Raw genomic sequence first — 21,037 nt, forward strand, 5'->3', positions numbered from 1 at the left:
AAAGCCGGCTCGATGAGCCGGCTTTTTTGTGCGCGCCTCAGCGGTAGCCGTGGCGCTGGCGGTCCACCGCCTTGCCCAACTCCCACACCGCCATGGCGTAGTGCGTGCTGTGGTTGTAGCGGGTGATCACGTAGAAGTTCGGTAGGCCGTACCAGTACTGGTAGGTGTTGCCCATATCCAGACGCAGCAGGCTGGCGGTCTGGTGATTGCCCAGCGATCCCTGCGGGCGCAGGCCGGCGTTGGCCAGGACGCTGACGGGGTACTGGGTCTTGAAGCCGTCCTCCAGCGAACGGGCCTGGCCGGTCGCGGGGATCGCCACTGCGTCGCCGGTGACCCAGCCATGCTGTTTGAAGTAGTTCGCCACGCTGCCGATGGCGTCGCGCGGGTTCCACAGGTCGCGGTGGCCATCACCGTCGAAGTCCACCGCGTACTTTGTGAAGGAGGAGGGCATGAACTGTCCGTAGCCCATGGCGCCGGCATAGGAGCCGCGCAGCGAGAGAGGGTCCACGCCTTCCTTGCGCGCCTGGAGCAGGAACTGCTCCAGTTCACCGCTGAAGAACTCGGCGCGGCGCGGGTAGGAGAACGACAGGGTGGCCAGCGCGTCGATGATCCGCGTCTTGCCCATGACGCGGCCCCAGCGGGTTTCCACGCCGATGATGCCGACGATGATTTCCGGCGGTACGCCATAGGTGCGCGAGGCGCGCTGCAGGTCGGCTTCATACTGGTCCCAGAACAGTACGCCCTTCTGCACGTTGTCCGGGGTGATGAACTTCTTCCGGTAGCGCAGCCAGGCGCCGTTCGGGCCGCTCGGCGGGGTGTAGGTTGGCGCCTGGCGGTCCATGAGGCGGATCACCCAGTCCAGCTCCTGGGTCTGCGCGAACAGATCGTGCAGGCTCTGCCGGTTGAAGCCGTACTTGCTCACCATCATGTCGATGAAACGATTGGCGTTGGCATTGTTGGCATAGTCGCCGCGCAGCGGAGTGATCGGTTGTACCGAACCGAACGCCGGGTGGGCGCTGGGGGTGATCAGGGTCGGCGTCTTCGGCTTCTGGGCTGGCTGCGGGGCGGGAGTCGGTTTGCTGCTGCACGCGGAGATGAGGACAAGCAGAGGCAGGGCGTAAGCGATGCGGCGCATGGGAAATCTTCTGGGGCAGGAAAACGTGCCCGCTATGCTAGCGCAGTGCCGGCCAGGCACAAGCCAGGAGAACATCGTAGAAGCCGCTGACTCTGTTGCAGGAAAAGTCCCGAGGCCGTTTCCGAGATGGCATTTGGGCCGTTGCTGTGCCTCGTTCGAGCGGCTCGCGGGAGCGCCTTCAGACAGCGGTTGAAAGCGGTTTTCACACTGAGCGCGTATGGCTATATCAGTATATTTTTTCGGTATAACCCGCCCGCCGGTTAGAGCCTTGCGCTGTGATAGAGTGCGCGCTCGTCTACGGCCCGCCGGCCGTCCATAAGCAATTCCGTGAGTAGCCATGGTCGACAAACTGACGCATCTGAAACAGCTGGAGGCCGAGAGCATCCACATCATCCGCGAGGTCGCCGCCGAGTTCGATAACCCGGTGATGCTGTACTCGATCGGCAAGGACTCCGCCGTGATGCTGCATCTGGCGCGCAAGGCCTTCTTCCCCGGCAAGCTGCCGTTCCCGGTGATGCATGTCGACACCCGCTGGAAATTCCAGGAGATGTACCGCTTCCGCGAGAAGATGGTCAACGAATACGGCCTGGACCTGATCACCCACATCAACCCCGATGGCGTGGCGCAGGACATCAACCCGTTCACCCACGGTAGTGCCAAGCACACCGACATCATGAAGACCGAGGGCCTCAAGCAGGCGCTCGACAAGTACGGCTTCGATGCCGCTTTCGGTGGCGCCCGCCGCGACGAGGAGAAGTCCCGCGCCAAGGAGCGCGTCTACTCCTTCCGTGACAGCAAGCACCGCTGGGACCCGAAGAACCAGCGTCCGGAGCTGTGGAACGTCTACAACGGCAAGGTGAAGAAGGGCGAGTCCATCCGCGTCTTCCCGCTGTCGAACTGGACCGAGCTGGACATCTGGCAGTACATCTACCTGGAACAGATCCCGATCGTGCCGCTGTACTTCGCCGAGGAACGCGAAGTCATCGAGATGAACGGCGCGCTGATCATGATCGACGACGAGCGCATCCTCGAGCACCTCACGCCCGAGCAGAAGGCCAGCATCCAGAAGAAGATGGTGCGCTTCCGCACCCTGGGCTGCTACCCGCTGACCGGCGCGGTGGAGTCCACCGCTACCTCGCTGCCGGAAATCATCCAGGAAATGCTGCTGACGCGAACTTCCGAACGCCAGGGCCGGGTCATCGACCACGACGCCGCCGGCTCGATGGAAGAAAAGAAACGTCAGGGCTACTTCTAAGGTTCTCGCACCATGTCGCATCAATCCGATCTGATCAGCGAGGACATCCTCGCCTACCTGGCCCAGCACGAGCGCAAGGAACTCCTGCGCTTCCTCACCTGCGGCAACGTCGACGACGGCAAGAGCACCCTGATCGGGCGCCTGCTGCACGACTCCAAGATGATCTACGAGGACCACCTCGAGGCCATCACCAAGGATTCCAAGAAAGTCGGCACCACGGGCGACGACGTCGACCTGGCACTGCTGGTGGACGGCCTGCAGGCCGAGCGCGAGCAAGGCATCACCATCGACGTGGCCTACCGCTACTTCAGCACTTCCAAGCGCAAGTTCATCATCGCCGACACCCCCGGCCATGAGCAGTACACCCGCAACATGGCCACCGGCGCTTCCACCTGCGACCTGGCCATCATCCTGATCGACGCCCGCTACGGCGTGCAGACCCAGACCCGCCGGCACAGTTTCATTGCCTCGCTGCTGGGCATCAAGCACATCGTCGTCGCCATCAACAAGATGGACCTCAAGGGCTTCGACGAGGGCGTCTTCGAGCAGATCAAGGCCGACTACCTGCAGTTCGCCGAGAAGATCAACCTCAAGACCAACTCCCTGCACTTCGTGCCGATGTCGGCACTGAAGGGCGATAACGTGGTCAACAAGTCCGAGCGCTCGCCGTGGTACACCGGCCAGTCGCTGATGGAAATCCTCGAGACCGTGGAAGTCGCGGGCGACCGCAATCTCGACGACATGCGCTTCCCGGTGCAGTACGTCAACCGTCCGAACCTGAACTTCCGCGGCTTCGCCGGTACCCTGGCCAGCGGCATCGTGCGCAAGGGTGACGAAGTCGTGGCCCTGCCGTCTGGCAAGGGCAGCAAGGTCAAGTCCATCGTCACCTTCGAGGGCGAGCTGGAGCAGGCCGGTCCCGGCCAGGCCATCACCCTGACCCTGGAAGACGAGATCGACGTATCGCGCGGCGACATGCTGGTGCATGCCGACAACCGTCCGCAGGTAACCGACGGCTTCGACGCCATGCTGGTGTGGATGGCCGAAGAGCCGATGCTGCCGGGCAAGAAGTACGACATCAAGCGCGCTACCAGCTACGTGCCGGGCTCGATCCCGAGCATCACCCACAAGGTGGACGTGAACACCCTGGAAGAGACCGCCGCCAGCGAACTCAAGCTCAACGAGATCGCCCGCGTGAAGGTCAGCCTGGATGCGTCCATTGCGCTGGACGGCTACGACCAGAACCGCACCACCGGCGCCTTCATCGTTATCGATCGCCTGACCAATGGCACCGTTGGTGCCGGCATGATCATCGCCGCCCCGCAGTCGAGCCATGGCAGTGCTGTACACCACGGTGCAAACGCCCATGTAGCTCGGGAAGAGCGTGCAGCACGCTTCGGCCAGCAACCGGCCACCGTACTGTTCAGCGGTCTTTCCGGGGCGGGCAAGAGCACACTGGCTTACGCGGTGGAGCGCAAGCTGTTCGACATGGGCCGCGCGGTCTATGTGCTGGACGGCCAGAACCTGCGTCATGACCTGAACAAGGGGCTGCCACAGGATCGCGCCGGTCGCACTGAGAACTGGCTGCGCACCGCTCATGTCGCCAGGCAATTCAACGAGGCCGGCCTGATCAGCCTGTGCGCCTTCGTCGCTCCGAGCGCCGAGGGGCGTGAACGCGCCAAATCGCTGATCGGCGCCGAGCGCCTGGTCACCGTCTACGTCCAGGCTTCTCCGCAGGTTTGCCGTGAACGCGACCCGCAGGGTTTGTACGCCGCCGGCCAGGACAACATTCCGGGCGAGTCTTTCCCGTTCGACGTGCCGCTGGATGCCGATCTGGTGATCGATACCCAGAGCCAGTCGGTGGAAGAGGGCGTCAAGGCCGTTCTTGACCTGCTCCGCCAGCGCGGCGCGATCTGATCGCACGGCGCTGAATTGAAAAAGCCCCGCATCTGCGGGGCTTTTTCTTGCCTGAGATTCTGCTGAAGCCGCCGTGGCGGGCTGCCCGGTCGATTGTTTCGCTCCGCAGACATTCGCTGGCAGATGGCTATTGCCGTCGATCGACACCTGCATATAATGCGACTGATTATTATTTGCTGAATAGCAGGTGCGGTGGTGTCGCTACTGGGTCGTACACAACTCGCGGATCACGACATGCACCGCCTCTACGCGGACCACCATGGCTGGCTGCAAGGCTGGATTCGCCGCAAGACGGGCTGCTCACAGCGGGCTGCCGACCTCGCCCAGGACACTTTCCTGCGCGTGCTCACGGTGCGGGCCAAGGGTATCGCGGTGTATCTCGATCAACCGCGCACCTACCTCGCGACCATTGCCCGCGGCCTGGTGATCGACCAGTGGCGCCGTCTGCAGTTGGAGCAGGCGTGGCTGGAAGCCCTGGCCGCTCAGCCCGAAGCGGTGCAGTCGTCTCCCGAGCAATTGGCGCTGATCCTGGAAACCCTGCAGCAGGTGGACGCGCTGCTTCTATGTCTGCCCGCCAGGGTGCGCCGGGCCTTCCTGCTGGCACAGATCGATGGCCTGCCGTACCGCGAAATCGCCGTGGAGCTGGGGGTGTCCGAGCGCATGGTGAAGAAGTACCTCGCCCAGGCTTTCCTGCATTGCGCGGTGCTGGAAGCCGAGCTGGATGGAGTGCTGGTGGAGTGAACGGTCGCGACGACAAGCTCAGTCACGCCAGCCTGCAGCAGGCGGCGAACTGGTACGTGCTGCTGCAGGATGAAAATCCCAGCGCGCAACTCCATGCGCAATGGCGCCAGTGGCTTGATCTGCACGCCGAGCACCAGGCCGCCTGGCACTACGTCGAGCGTATAGGCCAACGCTTCGCGCCATTACAAGGCGAGAGGCAACTGGCGGGGCGGGTGCTCAGGGCCAGTGGCGAGCGTCAGCTCTCACGTCGCCAGGGGCTCAAGAGCCTGTTGGTACTCAGTGGCGGCCTGCTGCTTGGTTGGGGCACCTGGCGCGGCACTCCGTTGCCACGGCTGGTGCAAGGCTGGAGCGCTGACTACAGCACCCGTACCGCCGAGACTCGCGAGGCGATTCTCGCCGATGGCACCCATCTCTGGCTGGCGGCGATCAGTGCGGTGGATGCCGACTTCGGTCCGGACCAACGCCTGCTGCGGCTGCGCTTCGGCGAAGTGCTGGTGGACACCGCCAGGGACGCCGCGCACCGACCCTTCCTTGTCGACACCGAGCAAGGGCGCCTGCGCGCGCTGGGGACGCGCTTCGCGGTCAGGCAGCTGGGCGACGCTACGCGCCTCAATGTTTACGCCGGCGCGGTGGAAATCCGCACCGCGGACACTGGCGAGAGGCGGGTGCTGGAGGCCGGTCAGCGCGTCGATTTCACGCGCCTTGGCATTGGTGAGGTGTCGCCTGCGCAGACGGCAGGTGAGTCCTGGGTACGCCATGTGCTCACAGCCGAGAACCTGTCGCTGGGGCAGTTGGTCGAGGAGCTGGGCCGTTATCGCCACGGCTACCTGGGTTGCGATCCGGCCGTCGCGCAGCTGCCGGTGATGGGCGCCTTCCCCCTGGACGACAGTGACCAGGCGCTGCGACTGCTGGCAGCGGCATTGCCGGTCAAGGTCCAGCGTCTGACACCGTGGTGGGTGAGCATCGAGTCCGTCTGACGTATCGCGAAAAAACTTTCCGCGGCGGTTCCCTTTTCAGTTTCCCGTTCGGTCATTCCACAGAAACGCACTTTTACCCACTGCACCGAACCAGGGAATTCCATGTACTCGCCCACCTACTCCTCGCGCCGCTTCGCCCGGCGGCCGCTGGCGCTGGCCATCTCGTTGTCGCTCTGCAGCGTCGCTGCGCTGCCCCTGAGCTCGCCCGCCCAGGCAGCTTCTGGTGCGGAACAGGCCGCTCTGCGCGAATACCACATCGCACCGGGCGCTCTGGCGGCCTCACTCAACCAGTTCAGCAGCCTGGCCGGGATCTATCTGGTCGGCCACAACGACCTGACTGCCGGAAAGTCCAGCAAGGGCCTTGATGGTCGCTACAGCGTCGAGCGGGCCCTGGCGCTGCTGCTCGATGGCACGGGTCTGCAGGCGGTGCCGCAGGAGTCCGGCGGCTACGTGTTGCAACCGGACCCGAACGGTACCGTGCTGCAGATGGATTCGACCTCGATCATCGGTAGCGGTGTGGGTGCGGAGCAACTGGACGACAGCGGCTACAACGCCAAGGTCAGCTCCACTGCGGGCAAAACCAGCACTTCCCTGGCGGAGACGCCCCGCTCGATCTCGGTGGTGACTCGCCAGCGCATGGAGGACCAGCAATCGCAGACCCTGACCGATGTGCTGGGCTACGTACCGGGCATTTTCGCCCCGCCGTTTGCCGCTGGCGATGGTCTGGCCGGCGACCTGTTCTTCATTCGCGGCTTCAACGCCACCGACTGGGGCTACGGCCTGCTGCGTGACGGACTGCGCGTGCAGGGCAACCGTTACGACACCACCAGCGAGCCCTATGGCCTGGAGCGCGTCGAAGTGTTCCGCGGCCCCACCTCGATCCTCTACGGCGAGAATGCGCCCGGAGGCATCGTCAACCTGGTGAGCAAGCGGCCGACCGTCGATCCTCGCGGTGAGGTCCAGCTCACTTATGGTTCCCATGATCGCAAGCAGCTGGGCGTCGATGTTTCCGGCCCGCTGACCGACGAAGGCAACATCCTCGGCCGCGTGGTGATGCTGGGCCGCGACTCCGGCACCCAGGTCGATCATCAGCCGGACGATCGCCTCTATATCGCTCCGTCGATGACCTTCAACTTCGACGACGCCACATCGCTGACGCTGCTGTCCACCTACCAGCGCGACCGTACGCTGATGGAGCTGGGCTACCCGGCGGCTGGCACACTGCTGCACAACCCCAACGGCAAGATCGACAAGGACACGCTGTCGGGCAACCCGGACTGGGACAAGTTCGAGCGCGAGGTCTGGACCCTGGGCTACGAGTTCAGCCATCAGCTCAACGATACCTGGCAGTTCCGCCAGAACTCGCGCTACATGCAATCGCGCATCGACCGCCGCGAGATGTGGCCGGGCAGCCTGAACAATGGCGGCTTCGGTACCAATGTCAGCAATACGGCGTACGATCGCTACAACAAGTCGATGACCTACTCGCTGGACAACCAGTTCGAGGGGCACTTCCAGTCCGGCGAGCTGGCCAACACCGTGTTGCTGGGCGCGAGCTTCGACCGCACCTCGTTCAATCAGGACTGGGACGCTGGCGCCGGTGGTTCGGTGAATGTGTTCGACCCGGTGTGGACGATCAAGCCGACCACGCCGATCCGCGTACAGGATGCGCTGCTGGAGCAGAAGATGTACGGCCTCTACGGCCAGCTGCAGACGCGCTACGACAACTGGATCGCCCTGCTCGGCGGGCGCCTCGACGAGGTCAACAGCCAGTACCGCAACCGCGCCGGCACCACCAACGGCCTGGCCGACCTCGATTACTGGGACCATGACTTCACCTGGCAGGCCGGCCTGATGTACCAGTTCGACAATGGCCTGTCGCCGTATGTCAGCTACTCCACTGCCTTCGCCCCGACCCAGCAGACTTCCAGCAAGTCCGGCACGCTCAACCCCACCAAGAGCGAGCAGTACGAAGCCGGCGTGAAGTACGAGCCCAAGGGCTGGAATACCTCGGTCACCGCGTCCGTCTATGATCTGCGCAAGACCGACGACGTGATCTACGACAGCGTGGTGGGTGACTACCGGCAAGTCGGCGAGAGCCGCGCCAAGGGTGTGGAGCTGGAGGTCAACAGCGACTTGACCGAGAACCTCAGTGTCACGGCGTCCTACACCTACACCGACTCGCGGATCACCCAGGATGCTCCGGGCTCGCTGCTCGAAGACCACCAGATGACCGGCGTGCCGCGCAACCAGGCGTCGGCCTGGGGTACCTACCGCTTCCTCGACGGCTACCTCAAGGGGCTGCGCGTGGGCGGCGGTGTACGGCACTTCGACAGCACCTTCGCCTACACCCCGGCATCGCTGTACGGCAAGCTGGATACCGGCGACGTGACCCTGGTGGACGCCCTGCTTGGCTACCAGCTCGACGAGCACTGGTCTGCCGAAGTGAACGCGAAGAACCTGCTGGACAAGGAATATGTCGCCGGCTGCAACAATGCCGGGCGTTGTTACTGGGGCGAGGAGCGCACGCTACTGGGCAGCGTGACGTTCCGCTGGTAATTCTGGCCGCATGAATGAAAAAGCCCCGCATCGGCGGGGCTATTTCGTTGGTGCGGAGATCTCAGTACTTGCTCTTCAGCCCGTACGTCTCGTCCAGAGTGCCCGGGCCGTCGCCGCTCTTGGGCGCGTAGTCGCGCGGCGCTTCGTTGTTCGCCGGCGGGGTCAGGCGCTCGCGGCGCTCGGGGTATTCGTCGGCATGCAGGGCGGCCAGCAGGCGCTGCTTGGTCTGTTCGTCCAGGGCCAGGCGCTCGGCGCCCTCGGACAGATGCTCCTGCACATCCTGATAGCTCTGGGTGAGCTTCTTCATCAGGCTGGCGGAGGTGCTGAAGTGGGTCACCACTTCGCGCTGGTAGCTATCGAAACGATCCTGCATGTCGTCCACCTGACGCTGCAGCTTGTTGGGCGCGGCGTTGGGCAGCAGGCGGGCGATCAGAAAGCCGATGCCGACCCCGACGATCAGGGCGAGTAGCGGCAGCAACCAGGTGGTGAGGGACTGTTCCACGCGAATCCTTCCTCTATAGACGGCTTTGCTTTACGTTAGCGGCTTGCACCTGTGCTTGTATACCGTGGCGAATGCTTCGCCGCCTGCGCAGGTATTGAGCTAGACGAGACGACCCGCCACGGGGTCACGGAGCTGTTGTTTGACCACCCGCGAAATCCCCCTGTTCCTCGACGGCCCCGAGGGCCAGCTGGAAGCCCTGCACCTCGCCACGCCCGACGCCACGGGCGTCGCGCTGATCTGCCATCCGCATCCGCTGTTCGCCGGCACCATGCAGAACAAGGTGGTCGCCACCCTGCAGCGCGCTGCAAGGGATGCAGGATACGCCACTCTGCGTTTCAATTTTCGTGGCGTGGGTCAGAGCGCCGGCAGTTATGCCGAAGGCCGCGGCGAGGTCGATGATGCTCTGGCTGCCGCACGCTGGCTCGCCGAGCAGCATCCGGACCTGCCGCTGACGCTGATGGGTTTTTCCTTCGGCTCCTGCGTGGCCGGCAACGCCGCCGAGCGTCTGGAAGAGGAGGGCGCCGAGCTCGCGCAACTGTTCATGCTGGCGCCCCCGGTGGAGCGCTTCGATGTCGACCTGCCCGAGAGCTGCCCGCTGACGGTGATCCAGCCGGAGGCCGACGAAGTGGTCACGCCCGAGCGCGTGTATGCCTGGAGCGCCGGGCTGAGCAAGCCCCACGAACTGATCCGCATCCCCGAGTGCAGCCATTTCTTCCACGGCAAGCTGATCGAGCTCAAGGACCTGATACAGGCCCGGCTCGCCTAGGTCGGCCAGCCGCGTTACCATCCGGCCCGCCATTTCATTTGTGTTGATTCCTGGATTCCCATGACGACCCGTATCCTGACCGGCATCACCACCACCGGTACTCCGCACCTGGGCAACTACGCCGGCGCCATCCGCCCGGCCATCGTCGCCAGCCGCGATCCGCAGGCAGATTCCTTCTACTTCCTGGCCGACTACCACGCACTGATCAAGTGCGATGACCCGACGCGCATCCAGCGTTCGCGCCTGGAAATCGCCGCCACGTGGCTGGCCTGCGGCCTGGATGCGGACAAGGCGACCTTCTATCGCCAGTCCGATATTCCCGAAATTCCCGAACTGACCTGGCTGCTCACCTGCGTCAGCGCCAAGGGCCTGCTCAACCGCGCCCACGCCTACAAGGCTTCGGTGGACAAGAACGTCGAGGCCGGCGAAGACCCGGACGCCGGCGTCACCATGGGCCTGTACAGCTACCCGGTGCTGATGGCCGCGGACATCCTGATGTTCAACGCCCACAAGGTGCCGGTGGGTCGCGACCAGATCCAGCACGTGGAAATGGCCCGCGACATTGGCCAGCGCTTCAACCACCTGTTCGGCAACGGCAAGGAGCTGTTCACCCTGCCCGAAGTGGTGATCGAGGAAGACGTGGCGACCCTGCCGGGCCTGGACGGTCGCAAGATGTCCAAGAGCTACGACAACACCATCCCGCTGTTCGGCACTGCCAAGCAGCTCAAGGACGCCGTCGCGCGCATCGTCACCGACTCCCGGGCGCCGGGTGAACCGAAAGACCCGGACAACTCGCACCTGTTCACCCTCTATCAGGCCTTCTCCACCCACGAGCAACAGGCTGCGTTCCGCGCCGAACTGCTCGGCGGTCTGGCCTGGGGCGAAGCCAAGCAGCGCCTGTTCGAGCTGCTCGACAACGAACTGGGCGAGGCCCGTGAGCGCTACCACGCGTTGATCACCCGCCCGGCCGACCTGGAGGACATCCTCCTGGCCGGTGCCGCCAAGGCACGCCGCATCGCCACCCCGTTCCTCGGCGAGCTGCGCGAGGCCGTGGGCCTGCGTTCGTTCCGCGAGCAGGTGCAGGTGGCCTCCGAGGGCAAGAAGAAAGCCGCCAAGGCTGCGCGTTTCGTCAGCTTCCGCGAGGACGATGGCTTCCGTTTTCGTCTGCTCGATGCCGCGGGGGAGCAACTGCTGCTCTCCATCGCCTTCGCCGATGGCAAGGCCGCCGGCCAGGTGACCAAGCGCCTGCAGTCCGAAGCACTGGACCTGCACGCCGAGCTGAACGCTTTCAGCGTGCGTCTGGATGGCGAAGCCGTGGCGTACAGCCCGGAGTTCTCCACCGACGCGGAGCGTGACGCCGCCATGCACCGTCTGCGCGAGGCTCTCGCTCCACAGGAGTGAGGCGCAGCAGGCCGGTCCGACTACCGGCCAATTGCCAAGCAACGGGGGCGCCGCTAAAGTGTGCGCCCCCGTTTTCGTTGCCTTGCTACCGATCATGACGCCTCTTCAGCGCTACCAGGAAGACCTCAAACGCCCCGATTTCTTCCACGACGCCGCGCAAGCGAACGCCGTGAAGCACCTGCAACGCCTCTACGACGACCTGGTCGCGGCCGATAAAGGCAAGACCGGCCTGTTCGGCAAGCTGCTGGGCAAGAAGTCCCAGGAGCCGGTGAAGGGCCTGTACTTCTGGGGCGGTGTCGGCCGTGGCAAGACCTACCTGGTGGATACCTTCTTCGAGGCGCTGCCCTTCAAGCAGAAGATGCGTACGCACTTCCACCGCTTCATGAAGCGCGTCCACGAGGAAATGAAGACCCTCAAGGGCGAGAAGAACCCGCTGACCATCATCGGCAAGCGTTTCGCCGACGAGGCCAGGGTGATCTGCTTCGACGAGTTCTTCGTCTCCGACATCACCGATGCGATGATCCTGGCGACCCTGCTGGAAGAGCTGTTCAAGAACGGCGTCAGCCTGGTGGCAACCTCCAACATCGTGCCGGACGGCCTGTACAAGGACGGCCTGCAGCGCGCCCGCTTCCTGCCGGCCATCGCCCTGGTCAAGCAGCACACCGAAGTGGTCAACGTCGACAGCGGTGTAGACTATCGTCTGCGCGCCCTGGAGCAGGCCGAGCTGTACCACTGGCCGCTGTCCGAGCAGGCCGAGCAGGCCATGAGCCGCGACTTCAAGGCGCTGACCCCGGACTGTGCCGCGGCCACCCGCGATGACGCGCTGATGATCGAGAACCGTGAGATCCGCGCGCGTATCACCTGCGATGACGTGGCCTGGTTCGAATTCCGCGAGCTGTGCGACGGTCCGCGCAGCCAGAACGACTACATCGAACTGGCGAAGATCTTCCATGCCATCCTGATCTCCAACGTCGAGCAGATGGGCGTGGCCAAGGACGACATGGCCCGCCGCTTCATCAACCTGGTGGACGAGTTCTACGACCGCAACGTCAAGCTGATCCTCTCCGCCGAGGTCGAGCTCAAGGACCTGTACACCGGTGGCCGCCTGGAGTTCGAATTCCAGCGCACCCTGAGTCGCCTGCTGGAAATGCAGTCCCACGAATACCTGAGCCGCCCGCACCGTCCCTGATGGTCCGGTGAATGAAAAAGGCTGCCCGAGGGCAGCCTTTTTCGTTTGCGAGGATTGGCGGGGATCTGTAGTTGTAGGATGGGTGGAGCGGAGCGATACCCATGCTGCGGGTGCCGAGATTGATGGGTATCGCTTCGCTCCACGCCATCCTGCGGACTGGGCATTGCGCTCAGCGCAGCGCCATCTCCTGCTGCGCTTTCTTCAGCAGTTGCTGGGCGTGGGCAACTTCCAGCGCTTCCATGGCGTTGATCGGCTTGATCGCCACTGCCTTCTTCAGTTGCTCCAGCGCTTTCTGCTCCTCATCTTCGCCGTAGACGTACGCCAGGGCGTTCGCATATTCGTAATGGCCGATGGGCAGATCGTCGGCGGCACGGAAGGAGCGGGCGAAGTACTGCTCCATCTTGTCCGCGCTCACTCCGTAGGTCATCTTGCCCACCAGCTTGCCGACCTTGCGGATCACACCGGCCTCATAGCCGCCGTAGAGCGCCAGGGCGAATGGTTGGTTCGGCTGCTTGGCCAGCAGGGCGTCCAGCTCCTTGGGAATCTCGCTGGTATAGCCACGCTTGAGTACCACCGGCACTGGCAGGTCCTCGGCCAGGCGTGCTTTGGCGTAGGCGCGGCCGAACTGGGCGATGGGGTCGGCGTTGAGCAGCGGGCCGGCCTCGTCGGTGTAGCTGATGACTTCCTCCAGCAGGCGCTGCTTCTCGTCCTGGTTCGGCGCGAGGAACATCGCGTACAGAACTTGCGCGAACATACCCGGCACCTGGCCGCCGACGCCCAGCGCCAGGCCATCCTTCTTGGCTTGGGCGAAGTCGCCGCGGAATACCTTGCGCCACACATCCTGCAGCTTCTCGGCATAGACCTGCGCTTCTTCCGGCTTACCGCTGAAGCCCGTGCCGGCGGCCACGGTCTTCTCTAGGGCTTCGGGATGTTTCGTGGCCATGGTCACTACCCAGTCCGCATCCGGGAAGGGGTAGTTGGCGCCGAAACCGCGCGTCAGGCGAGGCCAGGCCTCACGCAGCTTGTCGCCGCTGTAGTCGAAGGCGCTCTGGTCGTAGGGGAAGGGTTTCCAGGTGTCGTCCGCCACAGCGTTCAGGCTGAAGACGGCCAGCAGGGCAAGCAGAAAGCGGCGCATGGCGATATCCCGTTGGGTTCTTGTTGTCGAAAGCTGCCCGAATCATAGGGCGGCACCCGAGTCCGTGAACCCATCCTAGGGATGGCCTGTTTCAGGCTTCCTTCTGTTCGTACTGGCGTCGGTAGTGATTTGGCGACAGTCCTGTGTGCTGCCTGAACAGGCGGGCGAAGAAGCTGGCGTCGTCGTAGCCGACTTCGTAGCTGATTGTCTTGATGCTCTTGCGGCTGGTAGACAGCAGGTTGCGCGCGGTCTCGATGCGCAGGCGTTGCAGGTAGTGCAGCGGCTTGTCACCGGTAGCCGCCTGGAAGCGCCGCATGAAGTTGCGAATGCTCATGCCGTGCTCGCGGGCGACGTCCTCGAAGCGGAACTTGTCGCAGAAGTGCTCTTCGAGCCAGTGCTGGATCTGCAGGATTGCCGGGTCGTGGTGCAGTTTCTGTCCACCGAATCCGAGTCGGCCGGGCACGTAGCTGCGCTGCACCTCGTAGAGAATGTCGCGGGCCACGCCTTGGGCCACTGTAGCGCCGCAGAAATGTTCGATCAGGTAGATATACAGGTCGCAGGCCGAGGTAAGGCCGCCAGCGGTGTAGATGTTGTCGGCATCCGCGATGTGTTTCTCCTGATTAAGCAGTACCTTGGGGTAGCGCTCGGCGAATTCGCGGAAGAATCGCCAGTAGGTGGTCGCCTCCTTGCCGTCGAGTAATCCCGCCTCGGCTAGCCAGAACACCCCGGAGACCTCGCCACACAGTACGCAGCCGGCCGCATGGCGCTCACGCAGCCAGGGCATTACCTGTGGATAGAGGGTCAGCAGTTCGTCGAAGTCGCCCCAGAAAGCGGGGAGGATGACCAGTTCCGGTTCGTCCAGGGCGCCGTGTACGGGCAGGAGGTCGCCGCTGAAACTCATCACCGGCTGGCCGTCGGGGCTGACGATGCGGGTTTCGAAACTGGGCTTCAGACCGAGGCCCTGTTGGCGGCCATGGCGCAGGGCGGCCATGTGGAAGAAATCCTTGGCCTGCATCAGGGTGGAGCCGAACACGCCGTGGGTAGCAAGGATGCTGACGCGGCGCAGCACGCGGGAAGCTGGGTTGGGCATCGGTTCTTGTACTTCTTATGGATGTCTTTGCATGACGCTAAAGCGGTCATGATGCGGCTGGATCGTCTTATTTTTTGGCGAAAGTGTCCAGTGCAGAGCGGTTCGTGCTTGGCCTACAGTCGGCCTTCAAATAATTCCTACAACCGATCCGCAGGTGCACCACATGATTCCAAGAACCCTGTTCAGTTCCGACCACGAGCTGTTCCGCGACAGCGTCCGCAAGTTTCTCGAACAGGAGGCAGTTCCCTTCCACGCCCAGTGGGAAAAGGACGGTCACGTCGACCGCCAGCTGTGGAACAAGGCGGGGGAGGCCGGAATGCTCTGCTCGCATCTGCCCGAGGCCTACGGCGGCATGGCGGCGGACTTCCTCTACAGCTCCGTGGTGATCGAGGAGATCGGTCGCCTGGGCCTGACCGGCATCGGTTTCTCGCTGCATTCGGACATCGTCGCACCCTATATCCTTCACTACGGCAGCGAAGAGCTGAAGCAGCGCTACCTGCCCAAGCTGATTTCCGGCGAGATGGTGTCAGCCATTGCCATGACCGAGCCGGGTGCGGGCTCCGACCTGCAAGGTGTGAAAACCACCGCCGTGCTGGACGGCGACGAATACGTGATCAATGGCTCGAAGACCTTCATCACCAACGGCTGGCTGGCTGACCTGGTGATCGTGGTCGCCAAGACCGACCCCAAGGCTGGCGCCAAGGGCACCAGCCTGTTCCTGGTGGAGGCCGGTACGCCGGGCTTCAGCAAGGGCAAGCGCCTGGAAAAGGTTGGCATGAAGGCCCAGGACACCTCCGAGCTGTTCTTCCAGGACGTGCGCATCCCCAAGGAAAACCTGCTGGGCAAGGACGGGCAGGGGTTCATCTACCTGATGCAGGAACTACCCCAGGAACGGCTGACCGTCGCCCTCGGCGCACTGGCCTCGGCCGAAGCGGCGTTGAAGTGGACGCTGGACTACACCCGCGACCGCAAGGCCTTCGGAAAATCCGTCGCGGACTTCCAGAACACGCGCTTCAAGCTCGCGGAAATGGCCACTGAGATCCAGGTTGGCCGCGTTTTCGTCGATCGCTGTCTCGAGCAGCACCTGGAGGGCAAGCTGGACGTACCCACGGCAGCGATGGCCAAGTACTGGACCACGGACCTGCAATGCAAGGTGCTCGACGAGTGCGTGCAACTGCATGGTGGCTACGGCTTCATGTGGGAGTACCCGATTGCCCGCGCCTGGGCCGATGCGCGCGTGCAGCGCATCTACGCCGGCACCAACGAGATCATGAAGGAAATCATCGCCCGCGCGCTGTGACCGACACGGATAAAAAAGCCCGGCATTGCCGGGCTTTTTCGTTTGCGGGGCGATCAGGGAGCCGGGTTCGGCTGGTCCTTGTGGATCGCCTCGATGCCGGCCAGCACTTCGTCGGAGAGCTTCAGTTCGAAGCTGCCTAGGTTGGCTTCCAGTTGCTCGAGGTTGGTCGCGCCGATGATGTTGCTGGTCACGAACGGCCGGCTGGTGACGAAGGCCAGGGCCATCTGCGCCGGGTCCAGTCCGTGCTCGCGGGCCAGGGTCACGTAGCGGTCGCAGGCGCGGGCGGTCTGCGGGTTGGTGTAGCGGGTGAAGCGGCTGAACAGAGTGATCCGTGCATTGGCCGGGCGGGCGCCGCCGAAGTACTTGCCCGAGAGCATGCCAAAGGCCAGGGGCGAGTAGGCCAGCAGGCCGATCTGCTCGCGGATGGCGATTTCCGCCAGGCCCACCTCGAAGCTGCGGTTCAACAGGTTGTAGGGGTTCTGGATCGACACGGCGCGCGGCCAGCCGCGCTCCTGGGCGATCTGCAGGAAGCGCATGGTGCCCCAGGGGGTCTCGTTGGACAGGCCGACGTGGCGGATCTTGCCGGCGCGGACCTGCTCGTCGAGCGCCTCCAGGGTGTCTTCCAGTGCCGTGAAGCTTTCTTCCTTGTGCTGGTAGCCCAGTTGGCCGAAGAAGTTGGTGCTGCGCTCGGGCCAGTGCAATTGGTAGAGGTCGATCCAGTCGGTCTGCAGGCGCTTGAGGCTGCCGTCCAGCGCCGCGACGATGTTCTTGCGGTCGAGCTTCGGCTGGCCGTCACGGATGTGGCTGATGGAGTTGCCGGGGCCGGCGATCTTGCTGGCGAGTACCCAGTCGGCGCGATCGCCGCGCTGGGCGAACCAGTTGCCGATGATCTGCTCGGTGCGGGTGTAGGTTTCCGCGCGTGGCGGCACCGGGTACATCTCGGCGGTATCGATGAAATTCAGACCGGCGGCCTTGGCCCGTTCAATCTGGGCGAAGGCCTCACCTTGTGTGTTCTGCTCGCCCCAGGTCATGGTCCCCAGGCAGAGGGCGCTGACTTTCAGTTCGGTGCGGCCAAGCGGGCGGTACTCCATGCGGGTCTCCTCATGAAAACAAGTGCGTCATACAGTTGAAAATTCTGCCGGAATCTGCATAATTCCGCAGCCTTTCATCGGTGGGGGATGCCAAAGCCTGCCGATTGATACATCTAGTCGTTACGGACGCACACCGACCCGAGCCCCAATTCGTGTCTGTCTTCGGCTGTCCTTGACTTGTCAAGGCAACCACTGTCCAGTAAGATTCGCCGTCTTATTTTCAGGCGGCCCCTGAGGCTATAACGAATGAAAACTTATACCGCGAAACCAGAAACTGTTAAGCGCGACTGGTTCGTCGTCGACGCTGCTGGCCTGACCCTGGGTCGTCTGGCTACCGAGATTGCTACCCGCCTGCGCGGCAAGCACAAGCCGGAATACACCCCGCACGTTGACACCGGCGACTACATCGTCGTCATCAACGCCGAGCAGGTTCGTGTCACTGGCGCCAAAGCTACCGACAAGATGTACTACCATCACTCGGGCTTCCCGGGCGGTATCAAGTCGATCAACTTCGAGAAGCTGATCGCCAAGGCTCCTGAGCGTGTTATCGAGACTGCCGTCAAAGGTATGCTGCCGAAGAACCCGCTGGGCCGCGACATGTACCGCAAGCTGAAAGTGTACAAGGGTGCCAACCACCCGCACACCGCTCAGCAGCCTCAAGAACTGAAGATTTAACGGGATAGCTCATTATGTCGGCGACTCAAAATTACGGCACTGGCCGTCGTAAGACCGCTACCGCTCGCGTCTTCCTGCGTCCGGGTACTGGCAAGATCTCCATCAACAACCGCTCCATCGAGCAGTTCTTCGGTCGTGAGACCGCTCGCATGGTTGTCCGTCAGCCGCTCGAGCTGACCGAGAACACCGAGAAGTTCGATATCTACGTAACCGTCGTTGGCGGTGGCGTAAGCGGTCAAGCTGGTGCGATCCGTCACGGTATCACCCGCGCTCTGATCGAGTACGACGAAACCCTGCGCAGCTCCCTGCGTAAAGCCGGCTACGTCACTCGCGATGCCCGCGAAGTTGAACGTAAGAAAGTCGGTCTGCGTAAAGCGCGTAAGCGTCCGCAGTACTCCAAGCGTTAATACGACGCTTCGAAAAAAACGCCCAGATCCTTTGGACTGGGCGTTTTTTTATGTCTTCAATAAACTCGTGCGGCAAGGTGTCGCATCCATGCAGGCCGCGTCCTATAAGGGTTCCAGGCTTTCCGTAACAGGCTATTACCTTGTCATCACAAGGGCTTTTCTTTACCATTTGGCGAATTTTTTGCGCGGCTCGAATTTTTACTTAAAAGCCTGATTTGAACAGGCTTGAAGCTGATGGGAGACGACTGAATGAGTAATGACGGCGTGAATGCAGGCCGGCGTCGCTTCCTTGTCGCGGCCACCTCGGTGGTAGGTGCGGCAGGAGCGGTCGGAGCTGCGGTCCCGTTCGTGGGGTCATGGTTCCCCAGTGCCAAGGCGAAGGCCGCTGGCGCGCCGGTGAAGGTCAACGTAGGGAAGATCGAGCCGGGCCAGCAAGTCGTGGCCGAGTGGCGCGGCAAGCCGGTATTCCTGGTGCATCGCACCAAGGAAATGCTGGATGCGCTGCCGACTCTCGATGGGCAACTGGCCGACCCCGAGTCGAAGGCTTCGGAGCAGCCGGCGTACGTCGATCCCAAGCTGCGTTCGATCAAGCCCGAGCTGGCTGTGATCGTCGGTATCTGCACCCACCTGGGCTGCTCGCCGACCTTCCGCCCGGAAGTCGCTCCCGCGGATCTCGGTCCGGACTGGAAGGGTGGTTACTTCTGCCCGTGCCACGGCTCCCATTACGATCTTGCCGGCCGCGTTTACAAGGGACAACCCGCGCCCCTGAACCTGCCGATTCCGCCCTATACGCTGGATGGTGATGAGTTGACCATCGGTGTGGACCAGGAGAAAGCCTGATGAACAAGTTCATGGCTTGGGTCGATGCCCGCTTCCCCGCGACCAAGATGTGGGAAGACCATCTGAGCAAGTACTACGCCCCGAAGAACTTCAACTTCTGGTACTTCTTCGGTTCGCTCGCACTGCTGGTCCTGGTTAACCAGATCCTCACCGGTATCTGGCTGACCATGAGCTTCACCCCGTCGGCGGAAGAGGCCTTCGCTTCCGTCGAGTACATCATGCGAGATGTAGATTACGGCTGGATTATCCGCTACATGCACTCCACCGGTGCGTCGGCATTCTTCGTGGTCGTCTACCTGCACATGTTCCGTGGCCTGCTGTACGGTTCGTACCAGAAGCCGCGCGAGCTGGTGTGGATCTTCGGCATGCTGATCTACCTCGCCCTGATGGCCGAGGCCTTCATGGGCTACCTGCTGCCCTGGGGTCAGATGTCCTACTGGGGTGCCCAGGTGATCATCTCGCTGTTCGGCGCCATCCCGGTGATCGGTGAAGACCTGTCCCAGTGGATTCGTGGTGACTTCCTGATCTCCGGCATCACCCTGAACCGCTTCTTCGCCCTGCACGTGATCGCCCTGCCGATCGTCCTGCTCGGCCTGGTCGTGCTGCACATCCTGGCGCTGCACGAAGTCGGTTCGAACAACCCCGACGGCGTGGACATCAAGAAGAAGAAGGACGAGAACGGCATCCCGCTGGACGGCATCCCGTTCCACCCGTACTACACCGTGAAAGACATCGTCGGTGTCGTGGTCTTCCTGTTCGTCTTCTGCACTGTGATCTTCTTCTTCCCGGAAATGGGCGGATTCTTCCTCGAGAAGCCCAACTTCGAGATGGCGAACCAGTTCAAGACCCCGGATCACATCGCCCCGGTCTGGTACTTCACGCCGTTCTACGCCATCCTGCGCGCCGTTCCGGACAAGCTGATGGGCGTTATTGCCATGGGCGCCGCCATCGCCGTGCTGTTCGTGCTGCCGTGGCTGGACCGTAGCCCGGTCCGCTCGATCCGCTACAAGGGCTGGCTGAGCAAGATCTGGCTGGTGATCTTCGCGGTGTCCTTCGTTGTCCTCGGCTACTACGGTTCGCAAGCTCCGTCTCCGCTGGGTACCACGCTGTCCCGCCTGTGCACCATTCTGTATTTCGCCTTCTTCATCCTGATGCCGTTCTACACCCGGATGGAGAAAACCAAACCGGTTCCGGAAAGGGTGACTGGCTGATGAAAAAGCAATTCGCTGCATTTGTTCTGGCTCTGCTGCCTGTCTTCGGTTTCGCTGCTGAAGGCCATGGCCCTGCTCTGGACAAGGTCGATATCGACCTGACCGACAAGGCCGCCATGCAGGATGGCGCACGTACCTTTGCCAACTACTGCATGGGCTGTCACAGCGCCAAGTTCCAGCGTTATGAGCGTGTCGGTCGTGATCTGGGTATTCCGGAAGAGCTGATGATGAGCCACCTGGTGTTCACCGGTGCGAAGATCGGCGACCACATGGACATCGGCATGAAGCCGGCTGACGCCAAGGTATGGTTCGGTGCTGCGCCGCCGGACCTGACCCTGGTGGCCCGTGTTCGTGGTGCTGACTGGCTGTACACCTACCTGCGTTCGTTCTACGAAGATCCCAAGCGCCCGTGGGGCGTGAACAACAAGGTCTTCCCGAACGTTGGCATGCCGAACGTGCTGGTGAGCCTGCAGGGTCGCCAGGTCGTCGGTTGCAAGCAGGTTCAGGTCGTCGAGGATGGCAAGAAGCAGTACGATCCTTTGACCGGTACCCCGCTGACCCACGAAGCCTGCGACCAGCTGACCATCGTTCCGAAATCCGGCCAGCTGACCGAAGCTCAGTTTGACGAGAAGGTGAAGAACCTGGTGACCTTCCTGGCTTATTCGGCTGACCCGAACAAGCTGGATTCCCAGCGCATCGGCACCTACGTCCTGCTGTTCCTGGCCTTCTTCTTCGTATTCGCCTACCTGCTCAAGCGCGAATACTGGAAGGACGTGCACTAAGCACCACCCGTCGTAGTAACAAGCGCGCGCCCTACGGGGCGCGCGTGCGTTTTTCTACCTCCCACAA

Annotated in this window: 19 protein-coding genes; 14 read left to right on the forward strand and 5 right to left on the reverse strand. The window is 62.8% G+C overall.

The window, feature by feature from the left end; translation table 11 throughout:
- Window positions 1–37 precede the first annotated feature (37 nt).
- Window positions 38–1,135: a lytic murein transglycosylase B gene (mltB, locus tag FAS41_RS08705; protein ID WP_138521266.1), complete on the reverse strand. Its 1,098-nt coding sequence runs from the start codon at window positions 1,133–1,135 to the stop codon at window positions 38–40.
- Window positions 1,136–1,472: 337 nt separating this feature from the next.
- On the opposite strand from mltB, the gene cysD reads away from it, so the two are divergent.
- The 5 genes from cysD to FAS41_RS08730 all read left to right on the forward strand — a co-directional run bounded on the left by cysD (window position 1,473) and on the right by FAS41_RS08730 (window position 8,581).
- Window positions 1,473–2,390: a sulfate adenylyltransferase subunit CysD gene (gene cysD, locus FAS41_RS08710; RefSeq protein ID WP_138521268.1), complete on the forward strand. Its 918-nt coding sequence runs from the start codon at window positions 1,473–1,475 to the stop codon at window positions 2,388–2,390.
- 12 nt (window positions 2,391–2,402) lie between these two features.
- A complete protein-coding gene (cysN, locus tag FAS41_RS08715) occupies window positions 2,403–4,304 on the forward strand; it encodes a sulfate adenylyltransferase subunit CysN (protein ID WP_138521270.1) in 1,902 nt (633 codons plus the stop codon).
- Between the two features lie 234 nt (window positions 4,305–4,538).
- Entirely contained in the window at window positions 4,539–5,045 is a 507-nt protein-coding gene (locus FAS41_RS08720) for a sigma-70 family RNA polymerase sigma factor (protein WP_138521272.1), read from the forward strand.
- Window positions 5,042–6,022, forward strand: a complete 981-nt coding sequence (locus tag FAS41_RS08725) for a FecR domain-containing protein (RefSeq protein ID WP_138521274.1) — start codon at window positions 5,042–5,044, stop codon at window positions 6,020–6,022. The genes FAS41_RS08720 and FAS41_RS08725 overlap by 4 nt, the downstream gene beginning before the upstream one ends.
- 102 nt (window positions 6,023–6,124) lie before the next feature.
- A complete protein-coding gene (locus FAS41_RS08730; RefSeq protein ID WP_138521276.1) occupies window positions 6,125–8,581 on the forward strand; it encodes a TonB-dependent siderophore receptor in 2,457 nt (818 codons plus the stop codon).
- Between the two features lie 61 nt (window positions 8,582–8,642).
- On the opposite strand, the gene FAS41_RS08735 is transcribed toward FAS41_RS08730, so the two are convergent.
- Window positions 8,643–9,083, reverse strand: a complete 441-nt coding sequence (locus FAS41_RS08735; RefSeq protein ID WP_138521278.1) for a Z-ring associated ZapG family protein — start codon at window positions 9,081–9,083, stop codon at window positions 8,643–8,645.
- 139 nt (window positions 9,084–9,222) lie between these two features.
- On the opposite strand from FAS41_RS08735, the gene FAS41_RS08740 reads away from it, so the two are divergent.
- The 3 genes from FAS41_RS08740 to zapE all read left to right on the forward strand — a co-directional run bounded on the left by FAS41_RS08740 (window position 9,223) and on the right by zapE (window position 12,439).
- The gene (locus FAS41_RS08740) at window positions 9,223–9,849 is read left to right on the forward strand and encodes an alpha/beta hydrolase (protein ID WP_138521280.1); all 627 of its coding nucleotides are present in this window, start codon (window positions 9,223–9,225) and stop codon (window positions 9,847–9,849) included.
- A gap of 60 nt (window positions 9,850–9,909) precedes the next feature.
- Window positions 9,910–11,250, forward strand: coding sequence for a tryptophan--tRNA ligase (locus FAS41_RS08745; protein ID WP_138521282.1), 1,341 nt, complete (start codon window positions 9,910–9,912; stop codon window positions 11,248–11,250).
- 94 nt (window positions 11,251–11,344) lie between these two features.
- A complete protein-coding gene (gene zapE / locus FAS41_RS08750; RefSeq protein ID WP_138521284.1) occupies window positions 11,345–12,439 on the forward strand; it encodes a cell division protein ZapE in 1,095 nt (364 codons plus the stop codon).
- A 169-nt stretch (window positions 12,440–12,608) separates the two neighbouring features.
- Here zapE and FAS41_RS08755 read toward each other — a convergent pair whose 3' ends face one another.
- Window positions 12,609–13,574, reverse strand: coding sequence for a hypothetical protein (locus FAS41_RS08755; protein WP_138521285.1), 966 nt, complete (start codon window positions 13,572–13,574; stop codon window positions 12,609–12,611).
- A gap of 91 nt (window positions 13,575–13,665) precedes the next feature.
- Window positions 13,666–14,565 (reverse strand): GlxA family transcriptional regulator, encoded by a 900-nt coding sequence (locus FAS41_RS08760; RefSeq protein ID WP_171049469.1) that lies wholly within the window; start codon window positions 14,563–14,565, stop codon window positions 13,666–13,668.
- 253 nt (window positions 14,566–14,818) lie between these two features.
- Between FAS41_RS08760 and FAS41_RS08765 the strand changes: the two genes are divergently transcribed.
- Complete coding sequence (locus FAS41_RS08765; protein WP_171049466.1) at window positions 14,819–15,964, forward strand: acyl-CoA dehydrogenase family protein; 1,146 nt, start codon at window positions 14,819–14,821, stop codon at window positions 15,962–15,964.
- Window positions 15,965–16,017: 53 nt separating this feature from the next.
- Here the strand turns inward: FAS41_RS08765 and FAS41_RS08770 are convergent, their stop codons facing one another.
- A complete protein-coding gene (locus FAS41_RS08770) occupies window positions 16,018–17,055 on the reverse strand; it encodes an NADP(H)-dependent aldo-keto reductase (protein WP_138521291.1) in 1,038 nt (345 codons plus the stop codon).
- A 246-nt stretch (window positions 17,056–17,301) separates the two neighbouring features.
- Here FAS41_RS08770 and rplM point away from each other — a divergent pair, with 246 nt between their 5' ends.
- From rplM to FAS41_RS08795, 5 genes are all read left to right on the forward strand, one after another.
- Complete coding sequence (gene rplM, locus FAS41_RS08775; RefSeq protein ID WP_015475857.1) at window positions 17,302–17,730, forward strand: 50S ribosomal protein L13; 429 nt, start codon at window positions 17,302–17,304, stop codon at window positions 17,728–17,730.
- Between the two features lie 14 nt (window positions 17,731–17,744).
- Window positions 17,745–18,137: a 30S ribosomal protein S9 gene (gene rpsI / locus FAS41_RS08780; RefSeq protein ID WP_015475858.1), complete on the forward strand. Its 393-nt coding sequence runs from the start codon at window positions 17,745–17,747 to the stop codon at window positions 18,135–18,137.
- 249 nt (window positions 18,138–18,386) lie between these two features.
- A complete protein-coding gene (petA, locus tag FAS41_RS08785; RefSeq protein ID WP_138521293.1) occupies window positions 18,387–18,977 on the forward strand; it encodes a ubiquinol-cytochrome c reductase iron-sulfur subunit in 591 nt (196 codons plus the stop codon).
- Window positions 18,977–20,188: a cytochrome b gene (locus FAS41_RS08790; RefSeq protein WP_138521295.1), complete on the forward strand. Its 1,212-nt coding sequence runs from the start codon at window positions 18,977–18,979 to the stop codon at window positions 20,186–20,188. The genes petA and FAS41_RS08790 overlap by 1 nt, the downstream gene beginning before the upstream one ends.
- Complete coding sequence (locus tag FAS41_RS08795; RefSeq protein WP_138521297.1) at window positions 20,188–20,970, forward strand: cytochrome c1; 783 nt, start codon at window positions 20,188–20,190, stop codon at window positions 20,968–20,970. Before FAS41_RS08790 ends, FAS41_RS08795 begins: the two co-directional genes overlap by 1 nt.
- The last annotated feature ends 67 nt before the right edge of the window (window positions 20,971–21,037 follow it).

The sequence above is a fragment of the Pseudomonas nicosulfuronedens genome, assembly GCF_005877905.1.
GTDB lineage: Bacteria > Pseudomonadota > Gammaproteobacteria > Pseudomonadales > Pseudomonadaceae > Pseudomonas > Pseudomonas nicosulfuronedens.